The 16,406-nt window shown below is 41.4% G+C and carries 12 protein-coding genes; all 12 read left to right on the top strand.

Annotated features, from left to right (window positions below):
* Window positions 1-2: 2 nt before the first annotated feature.
* The 12 genes from OK344_RS12690 to OK344_RS12635 all read left to right on the top strand — a co-directional run bounded on the left by OK344_RS12690 (window position 3) and on the right by OK344_RS12635 (window position 16,361).
* Window positions 3-1,253 (top strand): TraJ family protein, encoded by a 1,251-nt coding sequence (locus OK344_RS12690; protein WP_029738611.1) that lies wholly within the window; start codon window positions 3-5, stop codon window positions 1,251-1,253.
* A gap of 5 nt (window positions 1,254-1,258) precedes the next feature.
* Window positions 1,259-1,873: a conjugative transposon protein TraK gene (gene traK / locus OK344_RS12685; RefSeq protein ID WP_024565597.1), complete on the top strand. Its 615-nt coding sequence runs from the start codon at window positions 1,259-1,261 to the stop codon at window positions 1,871-1,873.
* Between the two features lie 2 nt (window positions 1,874-1,875).
* Window positions 1,876-2,229 carry a hypothetical protein gene (locus OK344_RS12680; protein WP_024565598.1) on the top strand — a complete coding sequence of 118 codons (354 nt, stop codon included), beginning with the start codon at window positions 1,876-1,878 and terminating at the stop codon, window positions 2,227-2,229.
* The gene (gene traM, locus OK344_RS12675) at window positions 2,225-3,433 is read left to right on the top strand and encodes a conjugative transposon protein TraM (RefSeq protein WP_024565599.1); all 1,209 of its coding nucleotides are present in this window, start codon (window positions 2,225-2,227) and stop codon (window positions 3,431-3,433) included. Before OK344_RS12680 ends, traM begins: the two co-directional genes overlap by 5 nt.
* A 2-nt stretch (window positions 3,434-3,435) precedes the next feature.
* Window positions 3,436-4,305, top strand: a complete 870-nt coding sequence (locus OK344_RS12670; RefSeq protein ID WP_024565600.1) for a DUF4138 domain-containing protein — start codon at window positions 3,436-3,438, stop codon at window positions 4,303-4,305.
* 2 nt (window positions 4,306-4,307) lie between these two features.
* Window positions 4,308-4,547 carry a hypothetical protein gene (locus tag OK344_RS12665; protein ID WP_024565601.1) on the top strand — a complete coding sequence of 80 codons (240 nt, stop codon included), beginning with the start codon at window positions 4,308-4,310 and terminating at the stop codon, window positions 4,545-4,547.
* 6 nt (window positions 4,548-4,553) lie between these two features.
* The gene (locus OK344_RS12660) at window positions 4,554-6,548 is read left to right on the top strand and encodes a type IV secretion system DNA-binding domain-containing protein (RefSeq protein ID WP_024565602.1); all 1,995 of its coding nucleotides are present in this window, start codon (window positions 4,554-4,556) and stop codon (window positions 6,546-6,548) included.
* On the top strand, window positions 6,538-7,386 hold the full coding sequence (locus OK344_RS12655; RefSeq protein ID WP_024565603.1) for a M23 family metallopeptidase: 849 nt from the start codon (window positions 6,538-6,540) through the stop codon (window positions 7,384-7,386). Before OK344_RS12660 ends, OK344_RS12655 begins: the two co-directional genes overlap by 11 nt.
* Complete coding sequence (locus OK344_RS12650) at window positions 7,376-8,098, top strand: hypothetical protein (RefSeq protein ID WP_024565604.1); 723 nt, start codon at window positions 7,376-7,378, stop codon at window positions 8,096-8,098. Before OK344_RS12655 ends, OK344_RS12650 begins: the two co-directional genes overlap by 11 nt.
* A gap of 12 nt (window positions 8,099-8,110) precedes the next feature.
* Entirely contained in the window at window positions 8,111-10,483 is a 2,373-nt protein-coding gene (locus OK344_RS12645; protein WP_024565605.1) for a JAB domain-containing protein, read from the top strand.
* Between the two features lie 75 nt (window positions 10,484-10,558).
* Window positions 10,559-11,239 (top strand): hypothetical protein, encoded by a 681-nt coding sequence (locus OK344_RS12640; protein WP_024565606.1) that lies wholly within the window; start codon window positions 10,559-10,561, stop codon window positions 11,237-11,239.
* Window positions 11,232-16,361 carry a helicase-like domain-containing protein gene (locus tag OK344_RS12635; RefSeq protein ID WP_265145113.1) on the top strand — a complete coding sequence of 1,710 codons (5,130 nt, stop codon included), beginning with the start codon at window positions 11,232-11,234 and terminating at the stop codon, window positions 16,359-16,361. Before OK344_RS12640 ends, OK344_RS12635 begins: the two co-directional genes overlap by 8 nt.
* Window positions 16,362-16,406: the final 45 nt, after the last annotated feature.

The raw sequence follows: 16,406 nt of genomic DNA, 5'->3' as shown, positions 1-16,406 counted from the left end.
TGATGAAAAGAAATACTACACCCTTATTTTGCCTCTTGGCAATATTGCTGCCGATAATCGGCTTTGCCCAAACCGACGGCGACTACAGCAACCTGCTCCAATTTCTAAAGGGCGACGGCGCATTTGAGAAATGGTTTATGGAGGTCTTTACCAAACTGGACAACAGCGTTCAAGACGGTGCTGTCGGATCCGCTTTGGTTGGAAGGGCGATCGGAGGACTGGGAGCGTTGATGTATCTCGGATACATGGGTTGGCAAATGGCGGCGGGCGACCGGGAATGGGAAATCACCCCGATGCTCAAACCAATCCTCATTGGATTTACCCTGGTGTATTGGAGTGGTTTTGTCAATCTGATTCAGGCACCCTTTGAAGCCATTGCAGAACCGGGAATCGCCATTTTCAGCGACATTGAGTCCGAAGTGAATGATTTGAGGATTCAACGATTCAAGAAACAGCAGCAGCTACTCGATGCCGTCATCAAACTGAAAGCCGACGAGGATGCGAAGCAGGACGTCATCAACAACACCGGCAAAGATGCCGACGACTCTTGGTTCGACATCAGCGAGGGACTGGACAAACTCATCCAACCCATCAAGGAATGGCAGTTACGGATGGAGTTCCAGCTCCAAAAACTGGTTGCAGAAATTATCGAGTTCGTTTGCCTTTCCATCCTTCGAATCTGTGTCTACCTTATTTTCTTCATCCAAAAAATTTGGGCCTACATCCTCATTATTTTGGGGCCTATTGCGGTAGGTATGGCGCTCGTTCCAGGATTTGAAAACTCGCTGTACAGCTGGGTTTCCAAGTTCATCAACATCAACCTATACACCTTTGTAGCCTATACCATCATCAATATTGGTCAGCAACTGATCGCTTCGGGTTATGAAATGGAGATTGAGCGGTATGACACGCTTTTAACCAATGGAACCATCACCAATTTAGATGCCTTGATGGTTTATGTGAGCAATTCGGGAATGATCTACAACCAGCTCTTTACCTGTGTCGCCTATATCGTGACGGGAATCGGGGTATTGATGACGCCCACCATTGCCGACACCATTGTTACAGCGGGAGGTGCAGGTGCGATGACCAAGATGAAGAGTGCTGCTGGAAGAATGGCGAGTGCCGCTAAAACAACGGTATTGGCAGCCAAAACCGGTGGAGCTTCCGTAGCGGGAGCAGCAGCAAAATCGGCTGCATCAGGTTCAGCATCGGGAATGGTCAACAGTGCGATGAATAACAACAAAAAATAAATAAGATGCTGATCAAAAATATCGAACAAAGAATAAAAATCAACAAGGTAGTTTCGCTGGGAACAATAGCATTTGCCGTAATTATCGTATTGGCGGGCTTCTTCTTTGCCTATCGGATGATTCAGGATTCAAGAAAATCCATCTACATTTTGGACAACGGGGTTCCGGTACTGGCAAAGCAGACCGATGTCTTGTTAAACAGACCCGTAGAATACAAAGCCCAAATTGAACTGTTCCACCGACTATTTTTCACCTTGGCTCCCGATGATGCCTACATCAAGGAGAATATTCAAAAATCACTGTACCTCATTGACGACAGCGGAAAAAAAGAATACACCAATCTCAAGGAAAAAGGCTTCTACAACCAGATTGTGGCCTCCAGTTCCATGGTCAGTATTCATACGGATTCCATCTCGCTCAATATGGAGCAACAGAAATTCTCCTTTTTCGGAAAGCAGATGATTACCAGAAAGTCTGCCGTGATTACAAGAAAATTGATTACCGAAGGATACTTTGAGGACATCATCCGAAGTCCAAACAATCCGCACGGTGTGATGCTTAAAAATTGGAGGATTATCGACAACGAGGAAATCTCCAACCAAACCAAAAATTCCTATTAAAGATGAAAAATTTTCTAAAACAAACCGCAAAAAAGGGATTGGAATGGGCGGCAAAAAATCCGAAGAAGTTTTTCACCCATTCGATGGTTTTTCTCTCCGTGTCTTTTATCGGATCGCTGATACAGGGAATTTTCTTTCCGAGCCAGTCGACATTTAAAATCAAGCCCCCAAACCTCTATTCCAAAAGCAACACGACCCAGCAAATTAATAAAAACCAAGAGAAAGAAATGGAGAAAATAGTTAATGAACTCAAAATTTTAAAAATGAAAAGGGACCGAAAAGAACTCCAAAAAGAAGACAGCCTGAGAATAGAATATTTGTACAACCAATACCAAGAACTGCAACATGGACATTAAGAAAATCAACTTTAAGGAAAAAAAATATGTGATGCCCCTTCTGGCATTGCCGTTCCTGCTGCTCTTTGTGTATGTAGGTGCCCAATTTACCAAAGAGGACACCTCTAAAAAGGACAAGCCGAAAGAACTTTCCCTGTCTCTGGGAGAAACACGGGACTCCATCATGACGAAGAACGATGCCTACGACGCCTTTTTCAAGAAGGACGACAACAGGACGATGCTCGGAGGATTGGACAAGGAAGAGGACAGTCTGCTCAGTTATGAAGACCAGTTGTCTTTGGACCAGAAAAGAAAGATCGATTCACTGAAGGCGGTCTCCAGCAGACAAAATCAGCAGGCGTCAAAAGGAGGCAACTCTTCCTATTACAATCCAAAACAGCAAAATGAGGACAAGGATTTCAAGAGGTCTTCTGAAATCATCCGAATGCTGAACGACAAGTCCAATGGGAAACAGGAAAATGAGCAACTTTCAGAAAATCAAAAATCTAGTAATCAAAATGCACAGCAAGACCCCGTAAAATATCTGAAACAGCAGATGCTCGTCATGGATTCCCTAGAAAAAGCGAGGGATCCCGAATACCAAGCCAAACTCTTGGCGGAACAGAAACTCAAGGCAAACAAGGAAAAGATGGACGAGTTCCTCAATTCCACCTTCAATGTCGGCAAGTCGGGAATCAACAGCGAGTTCAATGCCTTCTACAGGGAAAATGAGAACAGTTTTATCAAAGCCGTCATTGATGAAAACAACAAGGGATTTCTGGGAAGCAGAATCCGGTTCCGATTATTGGAAGACATCTTCGTCGGCAACAGAAAAATTGAGAAAGGCTCCATCCTTTACGGGCAAATCTCGGGATTTTCCATGCAGCGGGTTGACCTCAAGATTGTCTCGGTATTTACCAAGGGAGAAATTCTTCCCGTCAACCTTTCCATCTATGATATCGACGGTTTGAAGGGACTTTATGTTCCGGAAAGCGTCTTCAGGGACATGATTCGGGAAATGGGGAGCAACTCCGTACAGGGAACACAGATGGATATGGGCGGACAGGGATTTTTCACGAGCATCGGCTCAAAATTGTTCACTTCCACCTCCAAATCCATAGCCAACCTCATTAAAACCAACAAAGCCAAACTGAAATACAACTCCTATGTATTTCTCATCGACGAAAAACAGCTTAAAGACTCACAAAACCAACAAAAGAAATAAAAATGAAAACAGCAATCAATATCCTATTATTCCTTATATCCAACCTTTTTATTGCCCAAACCGCAACCAAGGAACAAGTCATTTCGGAATTGCCCGAACTAGTGATTACGGAGGGCGTCAACCTGCACATCATCTCACCGGAACCCATCCAATATGTGGATTTGTCCACCCAAAAACTCACGGGTGATCTACCGAACATCAATATCGCGAGAATCAAGATCACGGATGCTCCTACCAACGTCGACCCAAAGGAAAAGGCAAAAACCACCTCTTTATTGAATGGCGACAAAATAGGAATAATAACCGTTGTAGGTCAGTCTTTTATTGCCCAATATAAGGCTATTTACAGAAATTCGGAAAATAAAAACACCGTGACCAACATCCATATCCAGCCAGAAGAGATGCAGCCGATTGAACTGGACAAAACCCGTTTTTCCAACTTGGAGCTGACCAAGTTTGCGATGGACATCATCCAGAAGAAGACGGAAGAAAATCCAATCAGGGAGCAAAAAGACCTTAAACTCAGTATGCAGCTCAACAATGTGTACGTTATCAGCGACTACATCTTTCTCGATATGACCTTCAAAAACAGCTCGAACCTGAGTTACGATATCGAAGACCTAAAATTTTCCATCGAGGACAAAAAAATCTACAAGGCGACCAACAATCAAAGCATCGAGATGACACCGATTTTTAGACTTTACGCCCCGAAACATTTCAGGAAAAATTTCAGAAACATCTATGTCTTCAAAAAATTCACTTTTCCGAACAGCAAGGTGATGATGATCCGCCTGATTGAGGAACAACTCTCGGGAAGAACCATCGAGATGAAGGTGAATTATTCAGATATTTTAAAAGCAGATACATTTTAGTTATGAACCCATTACCAACAGAATTAATTATTGTCCTTCTCCTGGCGTTCATCGCTTTCATCGCTTCTTGCATATCCATATTTTTTTTATTCCGTCTCAGAAAAGCAAAGAAGGAAATAGAAAAGGAAATTATAAAAATGGCTTATCTGAAAGCGTGGTATAAGGAGATTGCAGTGAAGATTTATGGTAAAGACCGTATTGAGGAAAAAGAGAAAGAGTTTTTAAAAAACTACAATTTATAGGAAGTAATGCAGGAACAACAACACCAAATTAAGATTTACGGATTCCTTCAGAAGGCGGTTTATGCGGTCGTGGCATTGGATTGTGCGTCGCTTTTCTACCTCGATGCAGATATTCCTATAGTTTCAAATCTATTGAAAAATTTCTCGAAGATGAGTTTCTTTTACCCACCCATCAACGCAAAGTTTGCGACCCTGATTCTGATTGGATTGGTTGCTGTCGGGACAAAGGCGAAGAAGAAAAAGGATTTGAACATCGCCACGGAAATCGTAATCCCCATGATATTGGGCTTGTTGATGATTTTTTCTTCACTCGTTTGGCAAAACGAGGCAGGAAACTCCAAACTCCCTAAAATTTTTCCTGCACTGAATCTTTATCAGGTCATCTATGCCGTATTGTCTTTTTTGGGTGCAGTAATCCTTCAAATGGGAGCAGACGCCATCTCAAAACTCATGCAACAAAAAATGGGAAAAGACCGATGGAATGTAGAGGAAGAAAGTTTTGCCCAAAATCAGGAACTGGTAGAAACGGACACCTCGATCAATATCCCATATCTCTTCAGATACAGTAAAAAAATCAACAAGGGATGGGTCAATATCAATCCATTTCGTGGGACGATGGTGATTGGAACGCCTGGAAGTGGAAAGTCTTTCGGAATCATCAATCCCGCAATCAGGCAAATGATAGCGAAAGGCTTCTGCCTGTGTATTTACGATTTCAAGTTTCCCGATTTGGCGCAGATTGCCTACTACCATTATCTGTTGAAGAAAAGCAAAGATTCAGGGTATGAATACGATTTTCATGTCATCAATCTGAACGAGGTAGAAAAATCCAAAAGGGTAAATCCATTGAAAAAAGAATACATCCAAACCTTGGCGGAAGCACAGGAAATGGCGGAGTCAATGGTATCGTCGCTCCAAAAGGGAGGTTCAAGTTCGGGAGGCGGCTCCGATGCTTTTTTCACCCAATCTGCCATCAACTTTCTTTCGTCGAGTATCTACTTTTTTGCCACCTACGAGGACGGAAAATATTCGGATTTACCACATATCCTGTCCTTTATGAACCGAAGTTACAAGGAGATTTTTGACACACTTTTTACCAACGAGGAAATATTCTCACTGCTTTCTCCCTTTAAGACGGCGTATGAAAACAAGGCATTTGACCAGTTGGAGGGACAGGTCGGAACCTTGAAGATATTTCTCTCACGATTGGCGACCAAGGAAAGTTTCTGGGTGTTTTCGGGCGACGAAGTGGAACTAAAAATTACGAACAGGGAGAATCCTTCCATCCTGATTTTGGCATCCGATCCAGGAACGCAGGACATCAATTCCGCCCTTTATTCATCGGTTTTAAACAGGACTTTACGACTCATCAACTCCAAACACAATTTGCCGGGAGGAATTATTGCTGACGAGTTTCCCACCATCTACATACATAAAATCGACAACGTGGTGGCGACCGCAAGGAGCAACAAAGTGGCGGTCTTATTGGGACTTCAGGAAATCCCACAACTCCGACAGTTTTACAAAAAAGAAGTTGCCGACACCATTTCCGCCATTGTTGGAAATATCCTTTCAGGTTCCGCAAGGGACAAAAATACTCTGGAATGGCTGGAGAAACTGTTCGGAAAAATCAAGCAAAAATCCTATTCCCAATCCATCTCCCAACAAGGAACGACGACCAGCATCAACGAGAAAATGGACTTTATGATTCCTGCAGGAAAAATTGCGACGCTCAAAACTGGCGAAATGGTCGGAATGATTGCTCAGGGCGAGGAAAACGACACCGAGGAATACAAAACTTCGGCGATGAACGGCAAAATCAATTTGGATATGAAGGCCATCAAACAGGAAGAACACAACTATGTGAAAATGCCTTCCTATTACTCATTTGTCGACAAAATGGGAAACAATAGGAAAAACGATGTCCTGATGACCAACTTCAGAAAAATCAATAAGGAGGTTGAATTAATCGTAAATGAATTTACTAAAAATGAAAAATAGAACGACAATAATAACATTAACAATTCTCCTTTTAACAGGCGGTTATTCCATGGCTCAATTCAATACGCTGATGCCGACAAAACCACACAAAACGGAAGACTTTAAAATTATGGAAACCCCAAAAGAGGAGAATTCCAACCAAAAAAAGGAGAAAAAATCGTGGAAAGAAATCTTCAACATCACCCCAAAATCGGAACTGAAAAACGAAACCGAAAGTTCAATGAAGATGTTAACGAGTCAAATCGACTCTCTAAAGACGATGCTTAAAAACTACCATAATGGAAACAATCAAAGTAACGTGGACTACAAAAAGATGAAAGATTCACTATTTGAACTGATGCAAAATTTTCAACCCGAAAAAAAGCAGGAAAAGGATTTTGAAACCACCTTTGAAGGTTTACGGAAAAATATCTCAATGCCTTTGCGCAATAGAATTAGCGTGACTTCGCCTTACGGAACAAGGATGCATCCAATTTTCGGCACTGCAAAAATGCACAACGGAATTGACCTCAAAGCCAACTACGAAGATGTTCACGCCGTGCTTGATGGAATCATTACCGAAGCAGGTTGGGATTCCAAAGGCGGTGGAAACTACATCAAAATCAAACATTTCAACCGATTTGAAACCTCCTATCTCCACCTCTCCGAAATCTACTACAAAGTCGGAGAAAAAGTCAGGGCGGGCTTCATCATCGGGAAAAGTGGAAACACAGGGAACTCTACCGGACCGCACCTGCATTTTGCAGTAAAGGAGTTTGGACAAAGCATCAATCCCTACCATTTCTTAAACGACCTAAACAAAGCAAACAATTTAATAGCAACCTACTATGCAAACTGAAAACCTACCTACCGAAGAACTTAAAAAGTTCGGAATCATCAATGAAGATTTGTCATTTTCAAAAAAACTGAAAGCGGACGACATCCAAAAATTTCTGCAGGGCTACACGATTGTCGCAGACAACGACAAAAACAGGGCAACTTTCCAACTCACGGAAAACAACACCCGACTGAAAGTCATCTTTCTGGAGCGGGATAAAAGCATCTCCGAAATCCTCAGAAACAGCAAGGATGGAATTGAGTATTCCACTATTCAAGACCTTTCAAACAAAAATGAGAAGAAACTTTCGCTTGAAAAAAAGGCATTCATCTACGACAAGGAAAACAACATCGTCGCCGAGTTCGACCTCATTAAAAATGCCACCGAACTCACCGCAATCATTGCCGACAAGAAGGATGTCGCGGAAATGAACCGCTACAAAAACGAACTTCAGAAACTGAAAAATTTCCTGATGGATAAAATCGACCAATATCCCGAAATCGCCAAGGAAATTTCCAACGACTTGAACATCGTTTCCAGAGAAATCAACACCGTAAACAGCATCTCACCCGATGAGAAGCAGATTTCAAAAGGTGGCAATTCCGAAATTGACCTGAACGTCAATGACAGGGATAGGTACGAAGACGCGAACAGAAACCGGGAAGAGCAGGAAGAAGAAATCGAACAGGAAATCGAACAGGAACAGGAAAAACGCCGTGGATTCCGCAGATAAATTTTTGAAAAGATGGAAACAGAAACGATCAATTACCAGAGCAAATATGGACCGAACACGAATTTCCAATTTCCGACGGACGAGGATACGCAATATCTCAAAACGTCGGCGGGCGAAATATTACCGTACAAACTCTTCAGTGGGAGAAATGATGCTGACCCAAATTCCGCCATCCTACGGGAAAAGGACAATCAAGGTTACGCCAATGACTTTGCGCTCGTAGAGCGGCAGTTTTCGGAAAACAAAAGTCTTTCATTCATGGCGGGAACCAAAATTTCTGATGTGAACGATGTGGCTTGGCTTTTCCGTGCGCTTGAAGACGAGGCGGTGGAACACACCTTTGCACTCTACAAATTCAAGGACGACAGTTATCTCGTTCAACATCTTTCGACAGGCGGAATTACTTCCACCGTTGTGGATTTACGGTTGTTGACGGGAAACGTCTTCAAAATGCAGCCCGAAAGCATCACGCTCGTCCACAACCATCCGAGCGGACAACTGATTTCGAGCAAACATGACCGACTCATGTTGCAAAGACTGCACGAAATTTTCGACCATACAGGAATAAAGGTGGAAGACGGCATCGTCATCAATCTGCGTTCGGGGAAATATTTGGTATTCAACGGAGATTTGGGAAGCGACCGTGTTCTGGAACTTTCCGAGCAAAATCAACAGCAGGGAAAAGTCAGCACCTTTTCCTTTAACAAGCAGATTTTTGCCGCCAATTATCAGCCGTTCAAAATCAACAGTCCCGAAGATTCCGCCGCCTACATTTCAAGCCAAAAGTTTGGACTGTCCGACAAGACGGAAGCCATCATCCTGAACAATGCGAACGACATCGTTGGGAAATTCATTCTTCCGCAGCATCGACAGTTCGAGAAACTGACCGAACTGATGACGATTCACGCCGGAACGGGTGTCATCCTTTATGGAAACAATGTAAACGAGCAGATGTACAAGGAATACCGCGACAAACTCGAACTGATGGGGTTCACGGCTTTGGATGCGATTTTATTGGAAAGCGGAAACTACCACTCCCTTTACGAAAAGACCAAAATCAACGTCTATGACCACCTTTTGGACAAATTCAGCAAGAACCATCTGAATGCGGAACCCATTGTCGGCGTATCGGAAAACAACCTAAATAATAGTTACTCTAAAAATTTTAGAAATATGGAAGAACCACCACAAAAGGATTACGTCAAACTGTTTATTGACGATTCCGAAGGTCATACCAAGCACGAATTTGAAATCTCCTTGACGGAAGACGACAAAGTGAACTACAGCCAGATTGCCTCAAAAATCCAGCTGTATCGAAAGCCGGAAGACCATGTTTTGCTATTCGTTGGCGGAGAACTGCTTACCTACGAGGGAAATGAGGAAACAGAAAAAATCATCGATTCCCTTAAAAGTCTTTTTCTTCCCGATGAGAAAAAACGGAGCAATTTATTCAGCCAAAGTAATTTTCATTCGAGATTTAAAGAAGAAATGGATGCCACAAGGTCAGGATTTTCGATAGACGACATCATTGGAGAGCCTTCTATAAAAGATTACGCCAAAATGAACGGAGATGACTTAACACAACACCTCAATAAAAACAAAGAATATTTTAACAATCAAACCCCAAACATTATGGAAACACAAAAAGAATTCAACCAGGTAGATTATCTAAAAAATCAGCTTAAATACCTCGGTTTCGGCGAAGACGAAAAACTTCACAAAGAATTGGAAAAAGGCATCAAGTCCAAAAACCAGCAATTCGAAATCAAAACTTCCTCGGACAAGGCACTGCCCGGAAACAAGGTTGATTTTGCCTTGAAATTCAACAAGACGGAAACGGGTGGTGTTTTCCTCAACTCTTACGACGCCAAATTGAAGAACGAGAAAGGCGAAGAAATCACCCACAATTTTTCGGTAAACAGAGAAAATACCTTTACCGCAAAAGAAGCCGTAAATCTTTTGGAGGGACGGAGCGTGAAAATCGAGTTCCACAACCCCAAAAGCGACCAGTCGGAAACCGCCTTCGTGCAGTTCAACTTTGAGGAGCCAAAGACGGAGAAAGGAAACTATATGTTCCAGAATTTCTACAAAAACTACGGTGTCGATACCGACAAAATCGTGGAAAAAGCCAACCTCGTTTTCGAAAAGCCGGAATACAGGGATAACACCATCAAGTCACTTGAAAAAGGAAATGTGGTGAAAGTGAAATTTGAAATGGACGACAAGGTGGTGGAAGGAAAAGCAGTGCTCAATCCGCAATACAAGAACCTGAACCTTTACGACAACGACATGAACCGCATCAACACCAACAAACCTTTGCAGGGAATGGAAAATGAAGAAAAACAGGAGAAAGCCCATGTGAAGGAACAGAGCATCAAACGATAATAAATAATACCTGACTATTATCCGAAGGCGGTAAGTCAAATTTTGATTTGCCGCTTTTTTTAAAATGTAATCATTATGAACATCAAATCCATATTTTTAGTTTTCGTTTCAGTATTTATCCTAAATTCCTGCCACAAGGAAATCAAATCCGAAAAAGGCGGAATCGACCTCATTACCAATGTCTATTTTGATGCCTCCAGAGGATTGGACAAGATGCAGAGTTTCCACATCTCGAAAATGAGTTATTCGGAAAACCAAATTATCGAACTGGTTCCAAACCACACCTTTCCCGAAATGAATCAAAATGCCTATCTCGTGAGAGATTCTTTCTGCTATCCATTGGATGCTGAAAACGGCAACATCATACTTTCCGATATTCTTGAAAAACAAAAACCCGCATTGGTTTGGAACAAGAAGGACGGCGCCATATTCTCAAAAGAAATGATTCCGAACTATAATAACAGGCGGAAACTCTCCGACACGGTGTTATTCAAGAAAAAATACAGACGCTTCGAAATCAATTCGCCTTGGAACTATACCCGTTTCTACATCTATCCGACAGACACGATTCTGCCGTATTCCCTCTACAGACACGCCGAAAAGGATTATGGCGGAAGATTGGAGCGCATCGATTCCTACAATAAAAAGACCGACATCTTTGTAAGCCTGCAACTGCTTCCAAGAAAAAACTGGGACGACACGGCGAAAGACATTTTTGAGTTCAACCACTTCGTAAAAAACAGAAAAAGTGAGTGAGACATCCTATTTAAATCATTCTAGTTCAGAAATTTCCATTATTGAGGGAACTAAAAACGAACTGATTGTCTTTAACAGCGATAACGACAAAGATTCGTTTTTGGAACTTTTGAAACTAAACAATCAAAACAACGGCAGAACCCTTGTAACACTCAATTATAATGAAAATACTGGAAGCTTTGTCGAACGGTTTAAAAACTACGACGGAAAGATATTTCTGTGTCTAACCGGTGATGATGACGGAAATAGGTCTACACAAAAAATCCTCAATGAATTTCAAAATAAAAATATCAAGGACATCCGCCTGCTGTATGGAATTTCTGAAAATGGGAACCAAAACCTGGAAGAATATTTAAAAAATAAACTCCAAGTTCAAGAGAAAAATACTACTTTAGTTGAACAAAAAACGATAAGAAATGAAGACGATGGAACTCAATCCGAAGGAATTTCCGACACTCAGCACTTGGGAGCCGAACTTTCTCAACGAAATTCTGGAGAATCTAACCAAACAAGCAAACCCAAGCAAAACGGAAATCACTTTGGAGGACAAGCTGTGGACGGCAACCATACTGGAAATGGACTTGAAGACACAATCTGGAAGCATCTGGTCGGAAAACCAGAGCGAGGACCCGTTGACGGAACACAACCGCAAAATGCTGCAAAAAATGAGGGAGCAGAACATTCCTTGGGCGGAATCGTATCCGGGAGAAATGTATCCAATAGAATAGCAGAAATAGTAAAAACATCTACTCAAAACAATGAGGCATTAGGGGTTCTTATTTCAAAATATAAAGGTCAAAAACTGACCAATGAACAAGTTGCGGAAGTTGTTTCCGCAGCTTGTTTTGTTTCCAGCGATAAGCAAGTTAAACTCAAGGAAAGTCTTAACATTACCGAGGATTTAAAAGAGATCTGTCATCAATTCAAAAGTGGCGGAACAGCTAAAGAAGGCAGGGGTATTTTGGATGAATACTACACCGATTCAAGGATTGTAGATGCCGTCAGAAATTTAATCAAAGACCAGTTTAAGAACAGGCAGGAAATTTCGGTATTGGAACCCAGCGTTGGAACGGGAAATTTTCTGTATGCAGTGAAAGAATTGGGAATCAAGTCCAATATCACTGCCTTTGAAATCAACGAAACCACCGCAAAGATTGCGAAAATCCTTCATCCCGAAGCCCACATCCATCTCCGCTCCTTTGAAACCGAGTTTATCGAAGAGAAAGGCAACAAGAAGGAATTTGCCGAAAAATACGATTTGGTTATCGGTAATCCACCCTACGGCGACCATCGCGGATTATACAAAGGTTTGGGAGAAGAACCCAAAATCTCCAAATACGAGGACTATTTTGTCAAAAGGTCTTTAGATTCTCTTAAACCCAATGGAGTTTTGGCAATGGTGCTTCCTTCGGGTTGGTTGAACCGACAAGCCCAACTAAAAAATGCAGATATTTTGGAAGGTTTTCGTCTGCCGAATGGTGCTTTTGCCGGAACTCAGGTAGGAACGGACATTATTATTCTGCAAAAAAATTCCCAGAAAATTTCTACAGATATTTCCAATTATTTTGAAAAACATCCCGACAGGATTTTAGGGGAAACCCGAGAGAAAACCAACCGTTTTGGGAGGTTGGAAAACTATGTCTATGGAAATTTAGAGGACGCCTTATCTAGGATTGAGCAACTCAAAAATAAAAAGCAGACCGAAAGAATTGGAAACCTCTTTGAAGATTTGTTTTTGGAGGTTGATCAACCTAAAGGAGAATCAAAAAGCAAAACTTTAGAAAACACCATTCCCGCTAAAACAGAAGAAATTGACCTTGCAGAAACGAAAGATAAAATTGAGCAAGTTCTTTCCAGACTTAATGAAGTAAAATTCAAATCTCCCGCAATTGAAAAGGAGATTGAGAAGTATTTCAAACTCCAAACCCAAATTTTTGATAATCCCCCAAATTTTTCGAAAGACCAAATTGATGAAATTCATCGTAAAGCGGATAAAATTATCCAGTCCCACAAAGAGAAAAATGCGGAATATCGAATTCAGACCAAACCGGAAATCAAGAAAGGGGTTTTAAAATACCAATTTTTCAAAGCCGATGAAATTGTGAATGCCTCGCTTCAGAACAGTACCGATATTACTAAAGAACAGATTGAGGCATTTCGGGACACTTCCTACGACGGCACATTAAACAATCACGGTAAGCACTACCAATTTGCCAACTATATGGACGGAAATTGGGTTCACGATTTTTATTACGCCGAAGGGAATATCTACGCCAAATTAGAACAACTGGAAATAGACTTTAAGGACAGGTTCTCGGTTGGCGGAACAGAAAATCAATATGAGAAACAAAAGGATTTACTCCTCAATGTTCTTCCAAAACCAAAATCTTTAGACGAAATCTCAATCAGTCCGAATCATGAATTTGTCCACCAGTTTGATTTGGGAACCATAGAAAAGGAACGCTGGAATCAAAACACAAGACAGACGGAAACTGTAACGGTTCCCTATAATCTTGCAGAAAAATTCAAGGATTTTGTCGGAACGCTTTCCAGTGAGGCATTTGCAGGTTCTTCATCTTGGGAAGTAAGAAGTTTTGTAGACAACGAAAACGTTACCGGAAGCGACAAGGAACGGAATGCCTTGGTTCGCGAAAGACGAAAAGTCGCCGCCAACGACTTGTTTCAAAAATTTTTGAGGGAAGAATTGTCGGACGCTTTAAGGAAGCGTTTTGTCAATGATTTTAACCGAAACTACAACAACATCTATGTTCCGGACTATTCAAAGTTTCCTTTGTTTTCAAAAATCCATTTGAATTTTAAAGGTCGAGAACTTAGATTAACTGAAGTTCAGAAAGCCGGAATCGGAAGGCAGACCACGAAAGGTGTCGGATTACTTGCACATGAAGTGGGATTTGGAAAAACATTGTCTGGAATCCTGTCCATGCACGAAGCGATGGAAAGAGGAAATGCGAAAAGACCGCTGATTGTCGTTCCCAATGACAGCATTCTGAAACAGTGGGTGGAAACCATTTTTGAAACCATTCCCGAAGCCAAAGTGAATGTCTTGGGAAATCTCGGAAAAGACTTCGACCTCTCAAAATTTGATAATAAAGACGGGGAAATCACCATCGTCACTTACGAGGGTTTTAACAATATCGGTTTTTCTGAAAATATTACCCAAAATATGGCTTCCAAGTTCTCCTATATTTCAGAAAATGAATTAAGAAGTGTAAACACCATCAGCGAAAGGGATTTTCAGAAAGAACTGGAAAAAGAAAAAGAACTGGTGGGTAAAATGAAGCGTGGCAAGATTTACGATTGGGAAGACTTTGGTTTTGACCATCTGACTTATGACGAAGTCCACAACGCGAACCATATCGTAGGAAAAGTAAGAATAGAAGACCGCCGATTTGCTTCAGACTTTAGAAATCAAAACCAGCAGACTTCAAAGTTGGGTATCAATACTTGGATGGCTGCGCAATACATCCAAGAAAAGAACGACGGTAGAAATGTTACCTTGCTTTCTGCAACGCCATTTACCAATAAACCATTGGAATATTATTCTATTCTCTCCTTGATTGCGAACAAGAGATTAGAAGAATCGGGCTACTTCAATGTGAATACCTTCTTTGAAACCTTTATGGAGGCAGACAACGACATGGAGATTGACGCAAAAGGTGATGTGAAATTCAAGGCGAATGTTCGACGTTTTAAAAACAATTCGCTGTTTCAGCAACTTTTATCTGAATTTATTGATATCAAAGGCGAAGAAGACAATCCCGAATTGGTGCGGCCCAACCGAATCAACAAGGAATATAAGATTGAGCAGAACTATTTAACGAGTGAGCAATACGAAATGCTCAATGAAAACTTTACCGAAACCCAAAAAGGGGCAATTCTTACGCATATCCTTAATGCCCGTTTGATTGCGATTTCACCATATCTTTCTCCCTATTATGAAGGAGAAGAACCGTCTTTAGAAGAGTTTATAGAGGATTCTCCGAAACTAAAACAAACGATGGATTTGATTCGGCAGAACAAAAACGACATTCCGGATTCGGGACAGATTATCTACTCTGAATTAGCTGTTTCGGAATTTCCGAAACTAAGGGAATATTTGGTACGGGAGGTCGGCTACAAACCGGAAGAAGTCGGAGTCATCACCGGAGCAACCAGCAAACCAAACCGTTTAAAGATTCAGGACGATTTCAATTCCGGAAAAATAAAGGTGGTCATCGGAAGCGAGGCGATTCAGGAAGGAATGAACCTTCAGGAAAATACGACGGATATTTACATGCTTTCTCTTCCGTACAACTTTACCTCTCTACGGCAAGTGGAAGGTCGTGCTTGGCGACAAGGAAATAGGAACGAAAATGTAAGAATCAACTTTATGTTGACCAATGACAGCATTGATGTCTTTATGCTTCAAAAATTGCAATCCAAACAGGCAAGATACTTGGAGGCAATGAAGAAGGGAGCCGATGTTTTAGATATTTCTGACATCAGCACGCAGGAAATGAAAACCGCCATCATCACGAATCCCGAAACCAGAGCGAATATAGAAATTGAACTGATGAAAAAGCAAATTGAAACCGAAAAAAATAAATTTTTGGCTGATTCTGCTTTTGTGCTTCGAAAATATGACAGTTTTATTAAAATTCAGGAAGAAGTAACTAAAGCGCAACATAACTACAACCGAATCTTAGGCTATTCCAAGGAAGAGGGCGACAATGCCGAATACTGGAGAAACCAGCTTCCATTTTATCAGAAAACGATTGATTTGACAAAGGAGAAAGTCCAAGAGGAAATTGATATTCTTTCTCAAAAAGGCGTGAATGTGACGGAGATTGAACAGCAGACAAAAATTACTGAAGATAAGATTGCTGAATTGGATAAAAGGTTGGAGGATTTGCCTAATGTTCGGGAGGGATTGGTTGAGAAGTATAGGGAGGAGAAGGAAATGCAGTTGAAAATTAATGAGACTGGAAATTATTTAGGGGAGCGAGCAATTGAAAATGTGCTCTTATTTAATAAAAATAATTCCGAACGGATTAATATAGCTATAGAAAGACTGGATGTGCAAAAAGAAGCTGAAAAAGAATATTACAAAATAGGGCGATAAAAAACAGGGACTCAAAGTCCCTGTTTTAGTCCCTGTTATACGTAA

The organism is Kaistella yananensis, from assembly GCF_026107505.2.
Classification (GTDB): domain Bacteria; phylum Bacteroidota; class Bacteroidia; order Flavobacteriales; family Weeksellaceae; genus Kaistella; species Kaistella yananensis.
The sequence above is the reverse complement of the archived record's forward strand: the minus strand, read 5'-3'. Positions and strand labels throughout refer to the sequence as shown.